The organism is Paenibacillus sp. JGP012, from assembly GCF_014203995.1.
GTDB classification, from domain to species: domain Bacteria; phylum Bacillota; class Bacilli; order Paenibacillales; family Paenibacillaceae; genus Paenibacillus; species Paenibacillus silvae.
In genome coordinates this window covers 133,673-152,525 of record NZ_JACHKG010000003.1, presented here as the reverse complement: position 1 = coordinate 152,525, position 18,853 = coordinate 133,673, and the positions used below count along the sequence as shown (strand labels likewise).

12 protein-coding genes and 3 pseudogenes are annotated in these 18,853 nt (G+C 47.0%); 3 read left to right on the top strand and 12 right to left on the bottom strand.

From position 1 onward, the window contains the following. Window positions 1–18: 18 nt before the first annotated feature. The 3 genes from HNR77_RS05495 to HNR77_RS05485 form a co-directional block, all read right to left on the bottom strand. Window positions 19–1,710, bottom strand: coding sequence for an extracellular solute-binding protein (locus HNR77_RS05495; RefSeq protein WP_184181540.1), 1,692 nt, complete (start codon window positions 1,708–1,710; stop codon window positions 19–21). Between the two features lie 191 nt (window positions 1,711–1,901). Then, window positions 1,902–3,437, bottom strand: coding sequence for a glycoside hydrolase family 43 protein (locus tag HNR77_RS05490; protein ID WP_184181538.1), 1,536 nt, complete (start codon window positions 3,435–3,437; stop codon window positions 1,902–1,904). 15 nt (window positions 3,438–3,452) lie between these two features. Beyond that, window positions 3,453–4,937, bottom strand: coding sequence for a glycoside hydrolase family 43 protein (locus HNR77_RS05485; protein ID WP_184181536.1), 1,485 nt, complete (start codon window positions 4,935–4,937; stop codon window positions 3,453–3,455). Between the two features lie 208 nt (window positions 4,938–5,145). Between HNR77_RS05485 and HNR77_RS05480 the strand changes: the two genes are divergently transcribed. From HNR77_RS05480 to HNR77_RS05470, 3 genes are all read left to right on the top strand, one after another. Beyond that, on the top strand, window positions 5,146–6,039 hold the full coding sequence (locus HNR77_RS05480) for an AraC family transcriptional regulator (RefSeq protein WP_184181534.1): 894 nt from the start codon (window positions 5,146–5,148) through the stop codon (window positions 6,037–6,039). A 122-nt stretch (window positions 6,040–6,161) separates the two neighbouring features. Continuing rightward, window positions 6,162–6,602, top strand: coding sequence for a ribonuclease domain-containing protein (locus HNR77_RS05475; RefSeq protein WP_184181532.1), 441 nt, complete (start codon window positions 6,162–6,164; stop codon window positions 6,600–6,602). Beyond that, window positions 6,602–6,889, top strand: coding sequence for a barstar family protein (locus HNR77_RS05470; RefSeq protein ID WP_260410326.1), 288 nt, complete (start codon window positions 6,602–6,604; stop codon window positions 6,887–6,889). Before HNR77_RS05475 ends, HNR77_RS05470 begins: the two co-directional genes overlap by 1 nt. Here HNR77_RS05470 and HNR77_RS05465 read toward each other — a convergent pair. From HNR77_RS05465 to HNR77_RS05430, 9 genes and pseudogenes are all read right to left on the bottom strand, one after another. After that, window positions 6,867–7,847: pseudogene (locus HNR77_RS05465) on the bottom strand (glycoside hydrolase family 30 beta sandwich domain-containing protein); the annotation flags it as partial. The gene HNR77_RS05470 and the pseudogene HNR77_RS05465 sit on opposite strands and share 23 nt — an antisense overlap. Before the next feature lie 18 nt (window positions 7,848–7,865). Continuing rightward, window positions 7,866–8,255, bottom strand: a pseudogene (locus HNR77_RS30160) (carbohydrate-binding protein); the annotation flags it as partial. Beyond that, a pseudogene (locus HNR77_RS30845) lies at window positions 8,256–8,609 on the bottom strand (carbohydrate-binding protein); the annotation flags it as partial. A 139-nt stretch (window positions 8,610–8,748) separates the two neighbouring features. Further along, entirely contained in the window at window positions 8,749–9,669 is a 921-nt protein-coding gene (locus HNR77_RS05455) for a carbohydrate ABC transporter permease (protein WP_111268835.1), read from the bottom strand. A 16-nt stretch (window positions 9,670–9,685) separates the two neighbouring features. Continuing rightward, a complete protein-coding gene (locus HNR77_RS05450) occupies window positions 9,686–10,657 on the bottom strand; it encodes an ABC transporter permease (protein ID WP_184181530.1) in 972 nt (323 codons plus the stop codon). A 147-nt stretch (window positions 10,658–10,804) separates the two neighbouring features. Beyond that, window positions 10,805–12,484 carry an ABC transporter substrate-binding protein gene (locus tag HNR77_RS05445; protein ID WP_184181528.1) on the bottom strand — a complete coding sequence of 560 codons (1,680 nt, stop codon included), beginning with the start codon at window positions 12,482–12,484 and terminating at the stop codon, window positions 10,805–10,807. 119 nt (window positions 12,485–12,603) lie between these two features. Then, window positions 12,604–14,340, bottom strand: coding sequence for a cache domain-containing sensor histidine kinase (locus tag HNR77_RS05440; protein ID WP_221443709.1), 1,737 nt, complete (start codon window positions 14,338–14,340; stop codon window positions 12,604–12,606). Beyond that, window positions 14,340–15,917 carry a response regulator gene (locus tag HNR77_RS05435; RefSeq protein ID WP_184181524.1) on the bottom strand — a complete coding sequence of 526 codons (1,578 nt, stop codon included), beginning with the start codon at window positions 15,915–15,917 and terminating at the stop codon, window positions 14,340–14,342. The genes HNR77_RS05440 and HNR77_RS05435 overlap by 1 nt, the downstream gene beginning before the upstream one ends. Window positions 15,918–16,286: 369 nt before the next feature. Further along, entirely contained in the window at window positions 16,287–18,605 is a 2,319-nt protein-coding gene (locus HNR77_RS05430) for a glycoside hydrolase family 95 protein (protein WP_184181522.1), read from the bottom strand. Window positions 18,606–18,853: the final 248 nt, after the last annotated feature.

The window sequence follows — 18,853 nt, the reverse complement described above, 5'->3', positions numbered from 1 at the left end:
AGTTCAAGAATACCTGCCTTAATACGATAGGACAAACGCTTGTGGTGAACGTGCAGCCGTGGTTTTATACCATGCATTCACCTCTGCTGTAATTTCTCTTCCTCCCAGCTCAAACCAATCTTCTACGAATTGATCAAACTCTTCGATGGGTGAACCATGAATGATGTTCATATACGCTTCAAGCTGGAGATCACGAAGGATCTCTTGACGGTCCACCATCGTTGCTGTGATTCCACCTGTGAATTGATCATAAAGCAGCTGACCGCTCTGCTCATAATGGTCTGCAATGCTAAAGGCACCTGTCGGGCCGTAGGTCTGTCTCCACCCCCAGCCACTCTGCAAGCCTTCTGCTTCATAAGCCGCGATTCGCTTGTGGATCGCAAGGGCTTCATTCTCCAACCTGGAGAAATCACCAGAACGTCTGGCGTCACGAATGTCTCTATACGCGTCTATATTTTTGGTACCCGGAAAAGGTGTAACCGGTGAAAGCATCCATACAGCGCGAGAATCATCATTGTAATACGTTTCATACTCCGCGTGCTGGCCCCAGTTTTTGTCCAGATGCAGATTCATCAGCTTGACAACAACCTCAGGGTTAGCAAACCCTTTTCTCACCGCAAAATAATGCCCTGTATTGGAACGAAGCGGTACAGCTCTGTTCCGACCCTCCTCCGCTACAATAGGATAAGCCTGCCATTCTGCTTCAGGGTCCTGTTCACGAGTGGATTGAATAGCAAACGGGGTCCATTGCTCCCCGTATAACATGCCGATTTTTCCTTGCTGAATCAGTCGGTATTCCTTGCTGCCATTTTTGTAGGCAAAATCCGGATCAAGCTGCCCCTCCTTGTACATGGATTGTAATATTTTGAGTGCCTTGCGCACCTCAGGCTGAATGCCGCCATACATCAGCTCTCCCTCTTGATTACGAATCCATATGTTTGGAAAAGCACCGTAACCGGCCATGAATCCAGATACACCCATGACAGGGTCCCAGAGATAACTCGTTAAAGCCAGACCATAACTATCCTTCTTTCCATTACCGTCAGGGTCAAGCTTTGTAAACGCTTTCGATATTTCAAGCACGTCTTCCATCGTTTCCGGCGCATGCAGGCCCAGTTTATCCAGCCAATCCGTTCTGATCCACAGATACTGTGCTGTCTCAATCGAAGAAGAAGACTCTGGAATAGCCATCAGCTTGCCGTTAATTGTTGCTGCATCAAATGCACCTTTGCCTTCGGCTTCCAGAATTCGTTTGGTAAGTGGTGAAGCATAATCACGGTATACGTCTGTCAGGTCTTCGATCAGATTGGCATTGCTTAGCTGCCTGAGCTGGTACGGATTGACCTTGACCACGTCAGGGAAGCGCCCGGCAGCTAACGAAACGCCCAGCTTTTGATTGTATACGTCCCCTGTTGCAATCCAGTCATAACGAATCTGAATGCCCAGCTCCTGCTCATACAGACGGGTCCAGCGATTATCTACCAGTGTCTCACCCGGAAGCTGATCAATCATTCGCTGCAAATCCTCCCCCGTTTCCCTGACAAAAGAAACCTGAATAGGCGGAGAATACGCCTCCTCCGAAGTCTCCGTTTGCTGTCCGGAAGAAGAAAGTAGTTGTCCAGAATTCCCTTGTGTGTGTCCGGCAGGCATACAAACCGTTAAAATAATGATGATGGTCCATCTTGTTTTGTACATCCATCTCTTATGCATGATAACATGCCCCCAGTTTGATTGAATGAACATATTCATGATCTGTGTCACGATTCCATTTTTCCTGAATCAATCATCCACTTTTTCAAAACCAATCATCCAGAATTGTTATTATTGTACAACATCTTATCCGCCTTGAGTACGAAAAAAGCCGCCGCCCGGCGACTTTTATTGACTCTTTTTCAAACCGTCTATTCCAGAAGTTCATATTCGAAATTGGAAAAATCAGCCCGTCCGCCAATCTCTTGTGTGGAGTAAAGAAACAGACCTATTCGGCAGCCCATAAAATGATCCAGCTTATAGACCATTTTATGAGCAATGCCAAGACTCTTCCACTCCGAGCCGTCGAGATAAGCAAAACGGCATTCATCTTGATTTTCCACAAAATTGGCCGATCCCTGCAGCGTCACAACGGCACCTTGTATAGGGATTCGTGCATGCTCTGTCGCAGGCTCCTGATCGATCAAATTGCCGAAGATGCTGGCATCCTGACTCTCTCTTGACTGCATTACAAGATAATATTGACCCGCTTCTTTGGTAAGTGCAATCAGACCGTAAGTGCCAATGAGAAAGCACAATCCTGCATAATCACCGTCATTCAGCCCGCTGCCGTCAAGTGTTACGCGGGCTGCACAAGCCGGTCCCATGGAACGCTGGGTTAGTGTATTGACCGCAAACGTCAAATTTGGACTTAGCTGACCTGTGCGAATCCGGTATACACCCGGAACCTCGGTTACAGACCATAACTCATCATGCGGCGTGTGGTTCCATTGCCAGACATCACTAAGCCGCACCTGGCCCCGATCATCCAGTGTATATTCGAAACGATCGCTTGCTACCAGCGGTTTGTATGAATAACCCGGTCTTGTACTGGCAATTTGCACTTGTTTCGGAGCCTCTTTGGCAAATACCGGTACGCCTGCTTTGAAGCTCATGGGCACCAGCACCGGAATTCGGCCGACCGCACCATGATCCTGAAAAAGCATGGCATACCAATCACCTTCCGGTGTATCCACAATGCCGCCCTGAGCGACTCCCGAGTTGAAGTACCCCATATCATCGTTAAACACTTCACCGCCAATAAATGTTCCATCCAGCGAATCAGCCCGGTAGCAGGCTTGTGTTCTGCGTCCGGCCGCCTTGGTCATATGAATCAGAAATACATAGTAAATGCCATCCATTTTATAGAAATGTGCACCCTCATAGCCCAGATAATGCGGCTGATGATCCGTTACAATGATGCGGTGCCTCCCGGCAGGCTTCGGCCCGGACAGATCCGCGTTTAATTCGGTCAGATGAATCTCTCTGTTGCCATGCACCAGATACACCCGCTCGTCATCGTCAAAAAACAGCGAGCAGTCGTGATAGAATCCTTCCACAATCTGTTTGTGCCACGGTCCCGTAATCTCATCCGCAGTATAGAGATACGTTTGACGAGTATCATTGGCCACAAAGATGACATAGAACTTGCCCTGATGATAACGCAATGAAGCGGCCCACATGCCTTTGCCATAAATCTGCTTGCCATTCTCCAGCCGCTGCGCTGGCGTATTGTCCAGTCTGTCATACACATACGCAGCCGTCTCCCATTGCATGAGATCATAAGAACGCAGAATGACACAGCCAGGCATCATGTGCATGGTTGTACTCACCATGTAATACGTATCCTCTACCCGAATGACATCTACATCCGGATAATCCGCCCAAATGATTGGGTTTGCATGCATGTTGTCACACACCTCCTATGCCTTTTCAAATGTCCATTGCTGCAAAAGAATACACGGGTTGCTGTTCGGGTGATTATCCGGCGACTTCAACACAAGATACAGATCATGGACACGCTCCGCTCCCGTAATCGAAGTCCAGCCTTCCGTCCACCCCCGGCTGTCTTCTGATGCAGGAATTTGCACCGTACCAATCAGTTCCCCTTCTTCACTGCCCAATCGCAGCTCCAGTGCACCTGGTCCGGCTTGACTGCGTAACCATGCTGTAAAACCAGCCGCTCCTTGCTCGCCAAAATCGACACGGGATAGAGCAATCCAGCTGCCCGCATGCAGTTGACTAACCACCGTATTCCGATTCACGGACTGACTCTGGGCATTTTCTTGCATTTCACTTGTGGTGACTCCAGCACTCCACCCGATTGTGGAACCGCTAACTATATGAAACGGGTTCAAAGGCTTCAACTGCTCCACCCCTGCGTAATCCGCCTGGATAGCCTTGATTCTTCCGCTCCCTTCCTCGTATTCTACGAGATTCAAATGTGTAGAACGATACCCTTCGGGAATATCCATAGCCTGACACAGTGTTTGCGCATGATAAGCGATGTACCATTGATCTCCAAGCGGGAAAATGGCATGATGATTGTTACCGCCAATTCCAAAGAAATGACCCGGATTTTTCAGAATGGTTCCCTGATACGTCCAGGGACCCATCGGATGCATACTCGTCATATATGCAATTTCCCCCGGCGGCGGACTGTCTTCATCCCGTTCCACCTGAAAGAAGTTCGAGCAATACGTATAGTAATATATGTTGTCATACTTATGTATGCCTGAATTCTCAAACATAAAGGGAGCTGGAATCACCTCGGCCTTCCCCTCAACACTGACCATATCCGCTCCAAGTCGCATCACGCGCGCTGTGTCCGGTCTTTCAGGCTTTCCTTCTGGAACACCTCCGCCAAAATAGAGATAGGCCTGATTGTCATCATCCACCAGCACAGCCGGATCAAATAACCAGGTGACGTCCTCCACCCCAGGGGTCTCTCTTGTCACCAGCGCTTTCCCGATCGGGTCTGACCAGGGACCTGTCGGGGTTGGAGCGCTTAATACACCAATTCCACTTGCGTTATTGGCAAAATACAAATAAAAACGGTCTTCCCCGTTAATTTTGCGATGTGCCGCTGCCGGAGCCCAGGATTGGGAGGCCCAGGTAGCCGCTCCTTCCGGACCAGCCGCCTTGATCTCGCCATGATCCGTCCAGTTCATCAGATCCTCCGAAGAGATGACCGTTATTTTGTTAATGGACTGATAGCTGTTTTTCTGAGGAATCTGGTCTGTATCATATTCCAGCTTATCACTTGTCATATACAGATAGACACGATTATTGTGCACTAGCGCATATGGATCAGCACCGAATTTGTGAGCCACCAGAGGGTTAGCGTTTGGACGAAGCTTGCCGATCTCCTGCTGCCAGACAACCTGCGGCATCATTTCATTATTCATCTCGTATTCCTCCCTAAAATAGAATGAATGCACCTCATATTTTAACTTCAATGAGATTTTGCAGCTTTTTGGGCATAGCAAATAGAGAGCGTTTGCAAAACAAACGCCTTCGTGATAGGATGATTACATTTTAAGTGAACCTGAATCCCATTTCATTGCGTTGTTTGCTTGATTTATTGCGTGAAATGACCGGAGGTGCCCATTTCAGATGTCTTCCGAGTACTTTTATGACCCCATTCAGCCTGAACTGCTGTACCGTCATCCTTCAACGTCATATAAGCTTGAATCCAGTTATCATCGGCATAATGCATACGAAATCTTTTTATTTTTGAAAGGTCATGTGCATTTCTATGTGGATCATCGTTGTTATCCCATGCAGCGTGGAGATCTTCTTGTCATCTCTCCGGACGAGATGCATCGCACGCTCATTCTGGATGAAACGGAATATGAACGCATCACCATTAATTTGAAGAAAACGTATATCTCCCAGCTTTCTACCATGCTGACCAATTTATTGTCCTGTTTTGACCATCGTCCTCAGGGTATAGGCAACATTATTCATCTGCATGATGATCAGTTAAACCAGCTGCTCTATTGGACCCGGCAGATCGAACATTACGCTTCATGTAACATGTTCGGCGCTGATGTCAGAACCAATGCAGCAATGGCTCAGATACTGGTCCTGATCAATCAGTGGTTTCAGCATAATACCTTTGTGCCTCAGGATATTATGCCAGAGCTGGTGCGAAAAACGATGCAGTATATTGATAAACATATTACTCAAGATATTACTCTTGGCGTACTGTCTGAAGAATTCTACATGAACAGCACTTCAATAAGTCGGCAATTTAAAAAGCATACCGGGCTTACCCTTCGTTCCTACATTCTGGGTCGGCGCATTGAATTAGCCAAGTTACATCTTAGAGATGGAATGAGCATTACTGATGCCTGTTATCAGTCTGGATTCAGTGACTATGCCAATTTCATTCGAAGCTTTACCAAAATTGTAGGCATCTCGCCAGGAAAATATATGAAGCAGCGACGTGAAGCTGTGGCTTCCACGTTTAGTCAGCAGATCATAACCAACAACATCATGCCATAAACGGCTTGGTGTTTTTTTTATGAGGTGCATGCAAAGTCTCAGCCGCTGTTCGTGAGAATTGATTTATTGTGCAAAACGGATTAACATTAAAAACATTGTCATCGTTAAAAGGAGATCTGAACATGCTTTTAAGAAAGTGGCTGTACCCTCTGTTCATCCTGTTATCAGCACTGCTGTTTGCAGGCTGCACTTCGCAGATCGTATCCGATACCGGCTCCGGCGCTGCTCACATCTCGAAGGAAATGGGCTTTCAGGAGGTTGCCGATTACATCAGGGAGCACCACGAGCTTCCGCCCAATTATATCACCAAGAAAGATGCCCGGGCACTGGGCTGGGAGCCGAGCGAGGGCAATTTACAGCAGGTCGCCCCAGGCAAAAGCATCGGCGGCGATGTTTTCAGAAACCGCGAAGGCTTGCTTCCTAACAAAAAAGGACGAATCTGGTATGAGGCGGACATTCATTACACTGGCGGGAAACGCGGAAGCGACCGAATACTATATTCGAGTGACGGACTGATCTATCAAACGACGGATCATTACAAGTCATTTCAGCAGGTTAAATAATGGAGGAACATATGCGTATCATTGAGATTGACGGGCGGCAATTACATAGCCGTGAAGCGCTCCATCAATTGCTTCAGGACAGGCTTCAATTGGGCGAGCATTATGGACGCAACCTGGATGCCTTGTGGGATGCCTTGACAGGCGAAGTGCATATGCCGCTAACCATTCACTGGAGTTTTCTGGATTCAACGAGAGAAATGCTCGGTGATTATGCTGACCAAGTCATTGATGTTATGCGCGAGGCGCAGCAAGAGATTCACGGCTTTACACTGGAATTAAGACCATGACCAATAGGCAGCCCGCGGGCTGCCTATTTTGCTGTTGTATAGTCATCGTTTCTTTGTAGCTTACTCTCCCTGTTGCTTTTGGCTGAACAACAAAAGTTGTCACACTTTGAGCCGGAAGATTTGCCGTGAATCCATTGCCTGATACCTGCAGCGGAGAACCTGCTGCCAGATTGCGTGTGCTGTCCGTAATCCAGGAGGACACCGAGGAGGCCGCTGCATTCTGAACCGTGAATCGTTGATTCACGACGGATGTATTTTTGTTAATGGCCACAATCACGATTTTATTGTTCTCCCCTTTGTATGCCGATACATATACGCCGCTCACCGGATTTTTGGTTGCATCTACCCGAACATCGCCTGGACGAACGAACTTCGAATAATGCGCCATGCTGTAACCCCGTTTACTTATCGTACCGTCCTCTTTGATCGGACCATAGTGTCTGCGAATGTACCACCAAACATAGGTCTGGAAGTTCCCTTCAACCATCGCATTGTACATATGCTCTGCCACGCCGAGAGCTTCAGGCCAACGGTCTGCAGAATCCGTTTCGCTGTTTGGATAATACACTTCTGTCATCCATAGCTCTTTCCCTGCTCCCTTTTGTTCGAATAACGGATAAGGGAAATCGCTGTATTGTGTACCATACGTATGTGCGCCGAGAATATCCATATTAGCTAACGCCTGGGGATCATTAAGCAGCGGGTCTGACATGGTTTTCACATAAGAAAAGGATTCCGGAGCAATGACCCGGTTGTTGATGGAACCGGCATTTTCCTTCATAAAGCGCAGCATTTCCTCAGGAGACCACCAGGTCCAGTCATGCGCATAGTCAGGCTCGTTTTGTACGGAGATGGCGTACAGATTAACCCCGTTATTTTTCATAAATGTGTCAAACTCATTCAAATACTGCGCATATGCCTCATACTTGTCGTATTTGAGACGTTTGGCCTGTGTGTCCTGTACAAATGCAGTCACGTTGATATTGTCGATGTTTGGTCCACCTGTTCCTGTAGTCACGAACTTTAAGGTGCTTGTACCGTTCACCATCGGCACCTGGATTGACTTTTCCTTCCACGTACTTCCGCTGCCCGTAGCTTCAAATGCTACACTGCTCAGAGCTAATGAACCGTTGACGTAGACATCCACATTACTCGTGCCGGACGGCTGGGAATAACGTATCTTGATATTTTTAGTACCGGTGCTGCCAATGAGAATCGTATTAAACTGAACAGCTGCTCCGCTCGCGTTTTGGAATGAAACATACCCCGTGCCTGTGTATCCTGTAAAGGCTGTGGCTGCTACGGCACCACCAGAGAGCGTTGTTGTGGATTCGGCTTCATACGTTGAGCCGCCGCCAGAGCTCATATTAAGCGTGAAAATCTCTGTCATATCGCTAGGTGGATTCCAGGGCGATGCAAATACGATGGCACCATGCTCAATCGCTTTTTTGGCCGTTGCTACTTCCCGCTGCCAGTTGTCCTTATTCTCATCAATCGGAATTCTGAGTACCGAAAAGCCAAGCTGGTCTGCCCCGTTGCCAAAAGCGGTTTCCCGCTCCGCCGCAGTAAGATCGCCAATCCAGCCGGAATGTGTCATGCCGCCAAAACCACGTATCAATTGTTTTGTTGCAGATGCATTAACGACTACATCATTAGCTGCCATTACATTGGAGGAAGCAGGAACATAAAACAAGGGTAATGCTGTTACCGCGGCCAACATCGTACATAAGGATTTTTTGATCAATGAATTCACGTGCTGCTCATCTCCCGACGTATAAGATATGAAGCTGGTTACGAAACCTGAAGCTTCCGCACAACTCCTTACTCCTTTACTCCTGACACTATGACTTAATCCTTGACTACCCTTTCACGCCGCCAATCGTCATACCCTGAACAAAGTATTTTTGCAGGAACGGATACACCATCAGTATCGGAACACTCGCAATAATTGTCATGGTTGCCCGAATGGAGGTCGGTGTAACGGCAACGCCGCTATTATCGGCAGATTGATACACATCACTTGCTGAAGAAGTTGCGGAGGTGGTCGAGGTTTGCAGAATCTTCATCAATTCATATTGAAGTGTGCTTAACTCCTTGTTAGACGAGTTGTATAGAAAAACGTCAAACCAGGAATTCCATTGACCTACGGCTACGAAAAGAGATACGGTCGCCATAGCCGGTATTGTTAACGGCAGCACAACCCGGATAAATGTCGTAAATTCGCCGGCTCCGTCAATGCGGGCCGATTCCAGAATTCCTTCAGGCAGCCCTTCAATAAATGAACGAATGACAATCATATTAAATACACCAATGACTCCCGGAATGATATAAACCCAGAATGAGCCAATCAGACCGAGGTCACGAATCAGCAGGTAACCAGGAATCAATCCACCACTGAAGTACATCGTGAATACAAAGAACATGGTGACAAACTTGCGAAGCACAAATTCCTGCCGACTGAGCGTGTACGCAAGCATCGCAGTACAGAATACGGACACTATGGTACCAATAATCGTACGAAGCGCCGAGATCAGCGTGGCATGATAGATATCGGATTCACCGAAGATGTATTTGTAGTTATCGAGTGTCCATACCCTCGGCCACAGATAGATCCCCCCGCGAATCGCATCGTTGGCATCATTTAATGACACAGCAATCATATTGATAAACGGATAGATGGTAACAATCATTAGACAGATCATGAAAATGATATTAAATGCATCAAACGCACGGTCCCCGGCGCTGCTGTTCCGCAAGCGGGATGATTTTGCTTTTGGCATGGCCTAGGCCCTCCTCTTAGAATAGTCTGCTTTCTCCCATTTTTTTGGCGATATAGTTGGCGGTGAACAGGAAGATGAAGCTGACCACCGTTTTGAAAATACCGGCTGCTGTACCCAAGGAGAAGTTCCCGAGTCCCAAACCATACTTCAGGACAAAGATATCCAGGTTTTCTGAATAATCCATGTTCATTCCGTTGCCCAGCAAATATTGCGGTTCAAATCCGGATTCCAGGATGCTTCCCATATTCATAATCAACAAAATTACGATAACCGGCTTCAAGCCTGGCAGGGTGATGTATAACATGCGTTTGAAACGACTCGCCCCATCAATCTCTGCGGCTTCATACTGGGCAGGATCAATGGATGTTATGGCTGCCAGATAGATAATCGTGTTCCAGCCCACATCCTTCCAAACTTCGGTGGCCCCCAGTATACCCCAGAAATACTCCCCTTTTCCCATCCAGAGTACAGGACTGTCGATCAGATGAAGCTTCGTAAGAATAAGGTTGACGATACCGTCAGGAGACAGGACCGTGAGTACAATACTTGAAGCAACAACCCAGGAAATAAAGTGAGGCAAATAACTTACCGTTTGCACAAAACGTTTGAAAATAATATTTTTGAGCTCATTTAACAGCAGTGCGAGTGTAATCGCTGTGACAAAGCCAAGCACCAGCTTGATGGAACTCATCACCAGTGTATTTCGCAGTACACGATAGAATGTGTTGTCCTCAAACAGCGTTTGGAAATGTTTCATGCCTACCCACTGCTGATCGGCGAAGGCTCTTGCCGGTTTGAAATTCTGGAAAGCCATCGTCCAGCCCCATAACGGCAAATATTTGAATATAAATGCCCAGATCACAAAGGGTATACACATAAATGCCAAGGTTCGCTGCTGTAACAGCCGTCTATAAAATGTGTTTTTCTGTTCCCTTTTGGCGTTATTGACTGGTGGAACAGAGTGAAGGGATACATTTGGCTTCTCCATGATGCAGATACTCCTTTCCCTATGCTGTCATTCGTGCGCCAAGATAAAGAGCTACCCTTGATGGATTCCCGTTTTCTTCGGCGCACGCAACAGTTTGTATGCTTCTAACAGCTCTAAATCGTTCTGTTTCTGGTTAGCTCTAACGAATTACCATTTACCTGCAACCCGGTTCTGCACTACCTCGGTGATTTTTTTCTCGTAACCTGCTTTGTCCAGCTTGTTGAACTCAGCCATGTAATCGTTCCAGATCTTATCAAAATTCGATGGCGCACCGAGAATCATTTCAGGCAAATATTTGCGCTGCAGGTCATCTGATTTCGTTGTGAAAAGCTGCTCAGGTGAACCCTGCTCCAGAGCGATAGACCATGCCGGGAACCATGGACGGTCATCCGGCTTGTTGAAGAGCTCACTAAATGTTTTGACGCCATACGCTTCCAGAAATTTTTTATCTCCTTCGGTGTAAGTTGCTGCAACCACCTCCGGCTGGTTCCCCGGGCTGAATGCGTTTCCATCGGACAGAGTGGATTCTCCTCCATAACGAGGCCAGTCATTGCTGAAGTAGGTGAACCCGAACTTGCGGCCCAGCTCGACGTCATCATGTATTTTACGTTGCTCGTCGTTCGCATAATAGAAACGGCCATTTTCATCTACACTGTAGGTTTGATCCTTGATGCCCCATTGCGTGAGAATCTGATTCTCTTCTTTGAGCAAATTGTCAAAATACTTGATAATCCGCACCGGATCTTTCGCATTGACGGTAATTCCGGTTGCATAGTTGTTTACAAAGCCCGGAGGATCGATGTATTGATCCTTTATGCTTTTGTCGAAGACGATCGGAAGAGGCGCATAACGCTTCTCATCAATACCTGCTGCAAGCAGGTTTTTGGATGCATCTCCAACCTGCCATGCGTAGTTAAAATAACCAAGAACACGACCCGAGGTCAGTTTGGCGAGATATTGGTCCTTGTTCATCGTGAATGATTCCGGATCAAGCAATCCCTTTGCATTAATCTCGTTCAGCTTTTTGATCCATCGTTTCTGCTCTTCCGTTCCGGCAACGGTTCTGGCTACATGGGTGTTCATATCGACCATAACGCCACCGTCATTCGGATATCCTGCGAGGTGCATGGCTGGATTCTGCAGCGTGAAGAAGTTGTTGGGTACTCCTGCAAGAGATACAAAACCGATCGTTTCTGCCCCGTCAACGGTTGGATGTTTCTCCTTATAGTCCTCAATCAGGTCGAAATATTCATCCAGTGTTGAAATTTTCGGATAGTTAAATTCCTTCAGTACAGAACGTTGAATCCAGAAGGCTCCGCCCCCGAAATTTGGACTTGCTGCATACTCACCCTGATTTGCCGTATAAGGAAGCGCATATATTTTGCCATCCTCCGGATTTCTCATTTTGTCAAAATAAGGCCCGTATACCTTTTTAATGTTTGGTCCATATTTCTCGATCAGATCATCTAGCGGTATGTAAGCACCAGCGTCCAGCAGCTTGGACATTTCTCCACTGGAGGCGATAACATCCGGGTAATCTCCACTCGCAATCATGACGCCAGCTTTGGTCGCGCTGTCGCCAACGAGATATTCCATTTTCCAGTCTACGCCAGTCTGTTTCTGAAGCTCCTTGCCAATCGTCGTTTCGCTGGCCAACGTATCCTTCTTCCCTGAAGAGAACATGTAATACGAGAATGTTACCGGACTGTTATCATCCTTTTCGGCTGTAGACGAATCCCCTGGAGAGGAGCTGCTTGAATTGCAACCAGCCAGAAGGGAAGCCAGTAACAAGGCTAAGCCTGTCGTTTTCAGAAGCGGTTTTAACATGTGTTTTGTTCCCCCTTTTTAATTAAGCGTTGTCTGTAAGCACTTTCAATATATCAAGATAACGCTTTCATAGTTACCCACAAAAATGTACTTTGTTCTTTAAAAAGTATATCGTTCCATTATTCGCCTTTAAGTAAATTATGCTCAAGAGGAAGATTGATATGAATTGTTGTTCCCTGGCCTTCTACGGATTGTATGGTCAAAGAAAAGCGATCCATGTAACAAAGCTTCAATCGGCTGTATGCATTTTTCATGCCAACATGCTCGCCCATATCTACATTCTGATCCAGATACAGCAGCAATTCCTGCAATCTGGCGGCAGACATGCCAATCCCGTTATCCTCCAGGCGGATATGCAGCTCCTGCTCCTCTACACGTACGAACAGTTGAATTAAACCTACTCCGGGGGTTGACTCAATACCGTGAATACTGGCATTCTCTACAAATGGCAAAATAACCATTTTAGGAATCCGATATTTTAAAGCAGCCTCATCCGCCTCAATCTGATACTGAAGCTTCTCTCCGAAACGATATTTTTGAATTTGCAAAAAGCTGTCGATGAGTTCCAGTTCTTCTTTTACGGTCACTTCATGCTGGTTCCAGCTAATGGACTTGCGGAACATTTTGGCCATATGGTGCACGATCTTGGCGGTTTCCTTCTCTCCCTTAATCAAGCTTCGCATCCGCACAGATTCGAGCGTGTTAAACAGAAAATGCGGATTAATCTGACTATGCAGCGCATGCAGCTGAGCCTGCTGCTGCTTCAGCTCCAGATCTTTTTTCTGAATATCAGCCAGGTATACTTCATCGATCAGATTTCGGATCGTCTCGGTCATTCGATTAAATTCAGTGGTCAACTGACCGATCTCGTCTCTGGCATCCTCAGGTGGAATCGTCTGAAAGTTCTGGGTTTTCACCTTCTTCATATGTTTCAGAATTCGGACCAGTCTTACATGTATGGATCTGGACATCGCCGCAATAATGATAGTAGGCAGCACAAAGTTGATACATGCCAGCCAGACTACAAAAGACCTGGATTGGCGTACCTCCTGCAGCACAATTTCTTCATCCATGACCCCTTGCAATGACCAGCCTTCGAGATAGTTGATGCCTGAATAGACCCGCTCAAAGCGAATGGTCTTGTTGGGAAACTCCATATTGCCGTACAGCTCTCCAACAGAAGCCGACCCTGAACCGGAACGATTAGAAAAACGGATATATCCTTCAGGATCAACCAGATACACACTGCCATCAAAACCGCTGTTGCGAAACTGCTCTTTCATCAGGTCCATGTTAAAGTCAATTTTGAGCAGCTGTTCAATTCCCCCGGTATCACTGTTGTTCAAGCGCTGCACAAGACTTAACCCTTGATCTCCAGTAACCAAGGTTGGATAGGGTGCTGTGTGATTCTTCAATTGTTGGTACCAGCCTGACTTGCGCACGGCTTCGGTCAGATGCTCAATGTAGCCCGATGACAAAATGGTCGGATTATCCGTGAACACCTGATACCAACGAATGCCTTGGCTCATTTGACCAGAGAACTCACTCTTGAGATAGGAATTATACGCACGAATGTACTCCGAGTGACTGCTAAACGAACGGGATAATGTCTCATTAAATACGGGATCGGCATACAGAGAATATGATAGCCCTACTCCCTGATCAATCGTAACGCGCAGCTCATTCTTCAGATTGTTTAACGCAACTCCTGCATCACGTGTCTTCTGACTGCGAATATTCGCAGTTGTCACCTGGTAGAAAGCAATATTGGTAAACACGATCGGGATAAATACGGATAATACATACATTAACAGCAGCTTGTCCCGAAGCTTCATATAATTCAGATTCCAGCGCATCACTCGGCCCCCCGCAGTCCTTCATCTTTCAGCAGATTACGATAGGCTGTAGGAGTCATGTTGAGGATTTTCTCAAACTGCGTCACAAAATAATCTGCATTCTGAAATCCGATGCGGGCAGCTACCTCATACATTCGCAGGTCTGTCTGACGTAAAAGCTTCTGTGCCTCCTGAATGCGAAGATGAAGCAAATATTCATTAAAATACTGATTATAGCTTTTGCGAAAAAGCCTACCCAGATAGACCGGGTTCATATAGAACTCGGCTGCAATGCTTTTAAGGCTGATATTCTCCGTATAATGGGAATCGATATATCGTTTGATCTTGTTGATATCACCCTTGGACTGTTCTGAACGCAGCTGCGCAATATATTGCTCCGCTTGCTCAAGTGCAGAAACAAACGCTTCCTTGAGAAGACGCAAATTCCAGCCATCCTCTCCTTGCTCCGCGAGTGACTTGAGCTGCTGCAATCCCGCCTCACTGCCTCCCATCTCATGAACTACAGCGAGAATGCCCGTCATGCAGCGCACAAGTGAACCCGTGACTGCTTGAGGAGAGAAACGGCGGGAATGAAACAGCTTGAACATCTCCTCCACCACGGTATGACAAGCGGCACGATTACGCTCTTCCAGGCTCAAAATCAACGGATCAACCACTTCGTGATTTACATTAAAAACGTATAAAGGCTTGTCCTTTACTTCGGAATACCAGATCACATTACCGTGTTCCGCAAATTTATGTCGGGATGCTTCATCTGCTTCAGCGTAAGACCGTGGTGCATCACTCATGTCATTCACCATCGTACCGGCATACAGCGCCACATCTGCCTGCAGCTGCTCACTTAATCTGTTCTGAATTTTCTGAATCTGATCTTCTACGTCATCTGTACGATGTTTCTTGTGTGATTCTTTCCAGAGAAGGACTAAGGCAAATCTGCCTCGCTGCTCCTCAATGACGTATAACTTGAATAAATCCCCCTCTAACGGTTGCAGCAAATCGTTAATATGCTGAACCGTGATATGTCTCATCTCTGCCCCCATCAAAATTTCAATCAACACAATCATGAGTGAAGTTTGACGATCCATACCGAGCATGTCTGCATAACGGTTCTCATCTTCTTTGCGTACCTGTCCCTTGATCATGTCTTTGAGCATAATGCGACTCGCCTGTTCCTCTGCCAAAAAGGCATGCTTCCGCTTGTTTCGAATCAAGTCAGCCGACTTTTGCAGCGTTGCCGTCATCTCTTCATCGTCAATCGGTTTCAGGATATAATCCTGCACACCATATCGAATGGCCTGTTGAGCATACTTGAAATCATGGTATCCGCTAATAATGATAAAAACCGGCTCCATAGTCGGTGAATTGGTTACAGCCCGGATTAGCTCCAATCCATCGAGGATTGGCATTCGAATATCGGTAATAATGATGTCGGGCTGCAAACATTCCGCTTTTTTGAGCGCCTCCAGTCCATTCTCTGCCTCACCAGCAATTTCCATGCCCAGACTATGCCAATCAATCAGCTCATACATCCCTTTGCGAATAAACATTTCATCGTCGACCAGCAATACTTTTAACATGACATCCTCCCCTTCACAGTAACGAAAAATAATCCATCTGCCGTAAATCTTCTTCAGACGGAATACGATAAGACGTGGTGCGTAAGCTGTCTACCAAAAATAATAAGCAATCTAAAGTATGTATCCATATAATAGTAAACGCTTACATTTTTATGGATAAATCATGAGATTGTTTCCATTCTATAGTTTGTTGTGACCATTTTCAATGCGAAAATGATGCATTTTATTGCGCGAAAGTATGCATCATCATCGGTAAAAAGCAAAAAAGCGACCCGTACCAGGTAATGTACCCGGACGTTTCGCTCTTCTCGAAATTATATCATTAAGAAAAATATGCGTTGATAACTGTCCCCTGATTCCACCAAGGTGTCAGCCAGACACCAACTCTTTCCCTTTTAATGAAATCGAATGCTGTTCATGCTTAAAATCCAGCTCGGTCTGTTGTGCCAAATATGATACGGTAACGGTCGCAGCTGCACTTGAACGCAGCGTAGCTGAGATCAATTCTCCATCAAGCCATTCCATATCCACCTCAATTCCACCACGTGCTCGCAGCCCCCGAACTGAGCCTCTGGGCCATGCACTTGGCAGAGCAGGAAGAAGGCGAATCTCTCCCGCATGACTTTGCAGCAGCATCTCGGCAATACCTGCCGTCCCCCCAAAGTTACCGTCGATCTGAAACGGGGGGTGATCACAGAACAGATTAGGCAGCGTAGAAGATCGCAGCAGCTCAACTACGTTATCATGTGCCAGCTCACCCTGCTCCAGTCTGGCCCACATATTGAGAATCCAGGCACGGCTCCAGCCCGTATGCCCTCCCCCATGCTGAAGTCTGCGATCCAGCGTAACCCGAGCAGCCTTGGCCAGTTCAGGTGTTGTGCGCGGAGTGATCTGTGATCCCGGATGTAAAGCAAACAAGTGAGAGATATGCCGATGGCCTGGTTCAAGCTCCTCGTAATCATTGCTCCACTCCTGGATCTGTCCATGCTTCCCGATGTCAATGTCAGGAATACGCGATAATGCTTCGCGTAACTGTGTAACAAACGATTGATCCTGCTGCAAAATATGTGCGCTTTCTATACAACGGATAAATAGCTCACGAATGATCTGGTTGTCCATCGATGCCCCGTAACAAAGCGCACCTGACTCACCATTTTCTAGTATGTAAATATTCTCTGGCGAGGATGATGGACATATGACAAGATTGCCCTCCGGGTCTTCCACGAGGAAATCCAGTATAAATTGGGCTGCCTCCTTCATTGTTTCATATGCTTGGGACAAGAAAGCTTTATCCCCGCTATATGCATAATGCTCCCACAGATGTAGAGATAACCATGCGCCACCCATCGTCCAGAAAGTAGATGTCAGGCATACGTCCTGCGGTGCAGAATCCGCCCATATATCTGAATTATGGTGCGCTACAAAACCCCTGCATCCGTACATCTGGCGTGCCGTTTCCCGCCCATGCACCTTCAATCTGTCGATAAAATCAAACAGAGGAATATGACATTCTGCCAAATTACAGCTTTCCGCAAGCCAATAATTCATTTCAGTGTTGATGTTAATGGTATACTTGCTGTCCCACGCCGGGAGCATGTCCTTGTTCCATATACCTTGCAAATTAGCAGGCAGTGAACCCGGACGGCTGCTGGAAATGAGCAGATAACGTCCAAACTGAAAATACAAACTGACCAGTTCAGGATCATTAGCTCCGCTCTGAAGTCTCGCTAGACGCTGATTTATGGGCAGATGGATGTAATCCCGGTCTCTACCTCCACCTTCAAGACGCAGATCTACCCGTTTGAACAGAGCTTGATAATCCGAAATGTGATCTTCAAGCAGCTGCTCGTATGACTTGGCAGCGGCTGCTTCTATTCTTCGCAGGCATTCCGTAACAAGCTCTTCTTTGGCATAGCGAAAATCGGTGCAGGCTGCAATCAGCACAGTTGCCGAATCCGCATTCCCAAGCGATATTTGACCACCCGAGTATCGGAGCTCTCCGCCTTTGTGTATAACCCGAATGGCACAGCAGAAGCGAACGCCACCTTCGCCGCCGCTTCTTCCCCGGATGATCATATCGCCATTACTGCGCTGTTCAATTCGATCAAGCAGCGACTGGAAGCCAACCGGGTGTCTTAATGCACCGGATAACGGAGACCAGTTCAGCACGGAACCTCTCCCGAAAAGTGCAGTCAATGATAACTGTCCAGGCATACTGCCGGATAGGTGAACAGCCATGACCTGATCGGGATAACTCGAAAAATAGCTGCGCGTAAACGTTACTTTGCCGGAAGTATACTGCATCTCAACGAGCCCTTGCTCCAGATCAAGATGCCTCTGGTAATCCGTTATTTCCTCATTGGTATTATGCATAGCCATATAAAAATCACCAAGCGGCTCGTAATGACGCTGCCCGTCGGGTACACCCACCAGCGATGTGAGTGCTAGCTCTTCGGCCTGCTGAATCCGGCCCTGGAACAGCAGCTGCCGTATTTCATCCAGTGAGTCCAGTGCCCGCGGATTGTTCCGTTCCATCGGCCCGCCATACCACAAGCTGTCTTCGTTAAGCTGAACTCTTTCCAGATGTGCTCTTCCGAAAACCATACCGCCAAGGGTTCCGTTTCCAATCGGAAATGCTTCTTCCCACTGCTGTGCTGCGTTATCAAACGAGATTTTATTCAAGTTCATCCTGCACCTCCAATGAAAAATGCTCAGTCCGCTACGACACCATAGGTAGGCCTCATAGTCTATTTAATCAGTTTACCTGCTTCACCCGCATGACAGAATGTAGAAAACTAACCTAGAGCTTCACGATATTAACCTTTTTTCTCTATAACGCTACAGTTGAGAGCACTTTTATTTTTACAGGCTTCAGCGCCAGCATACAGCCATTTCAGATGTAGCACGATACGATATAATGGATTGTAACCGCAATC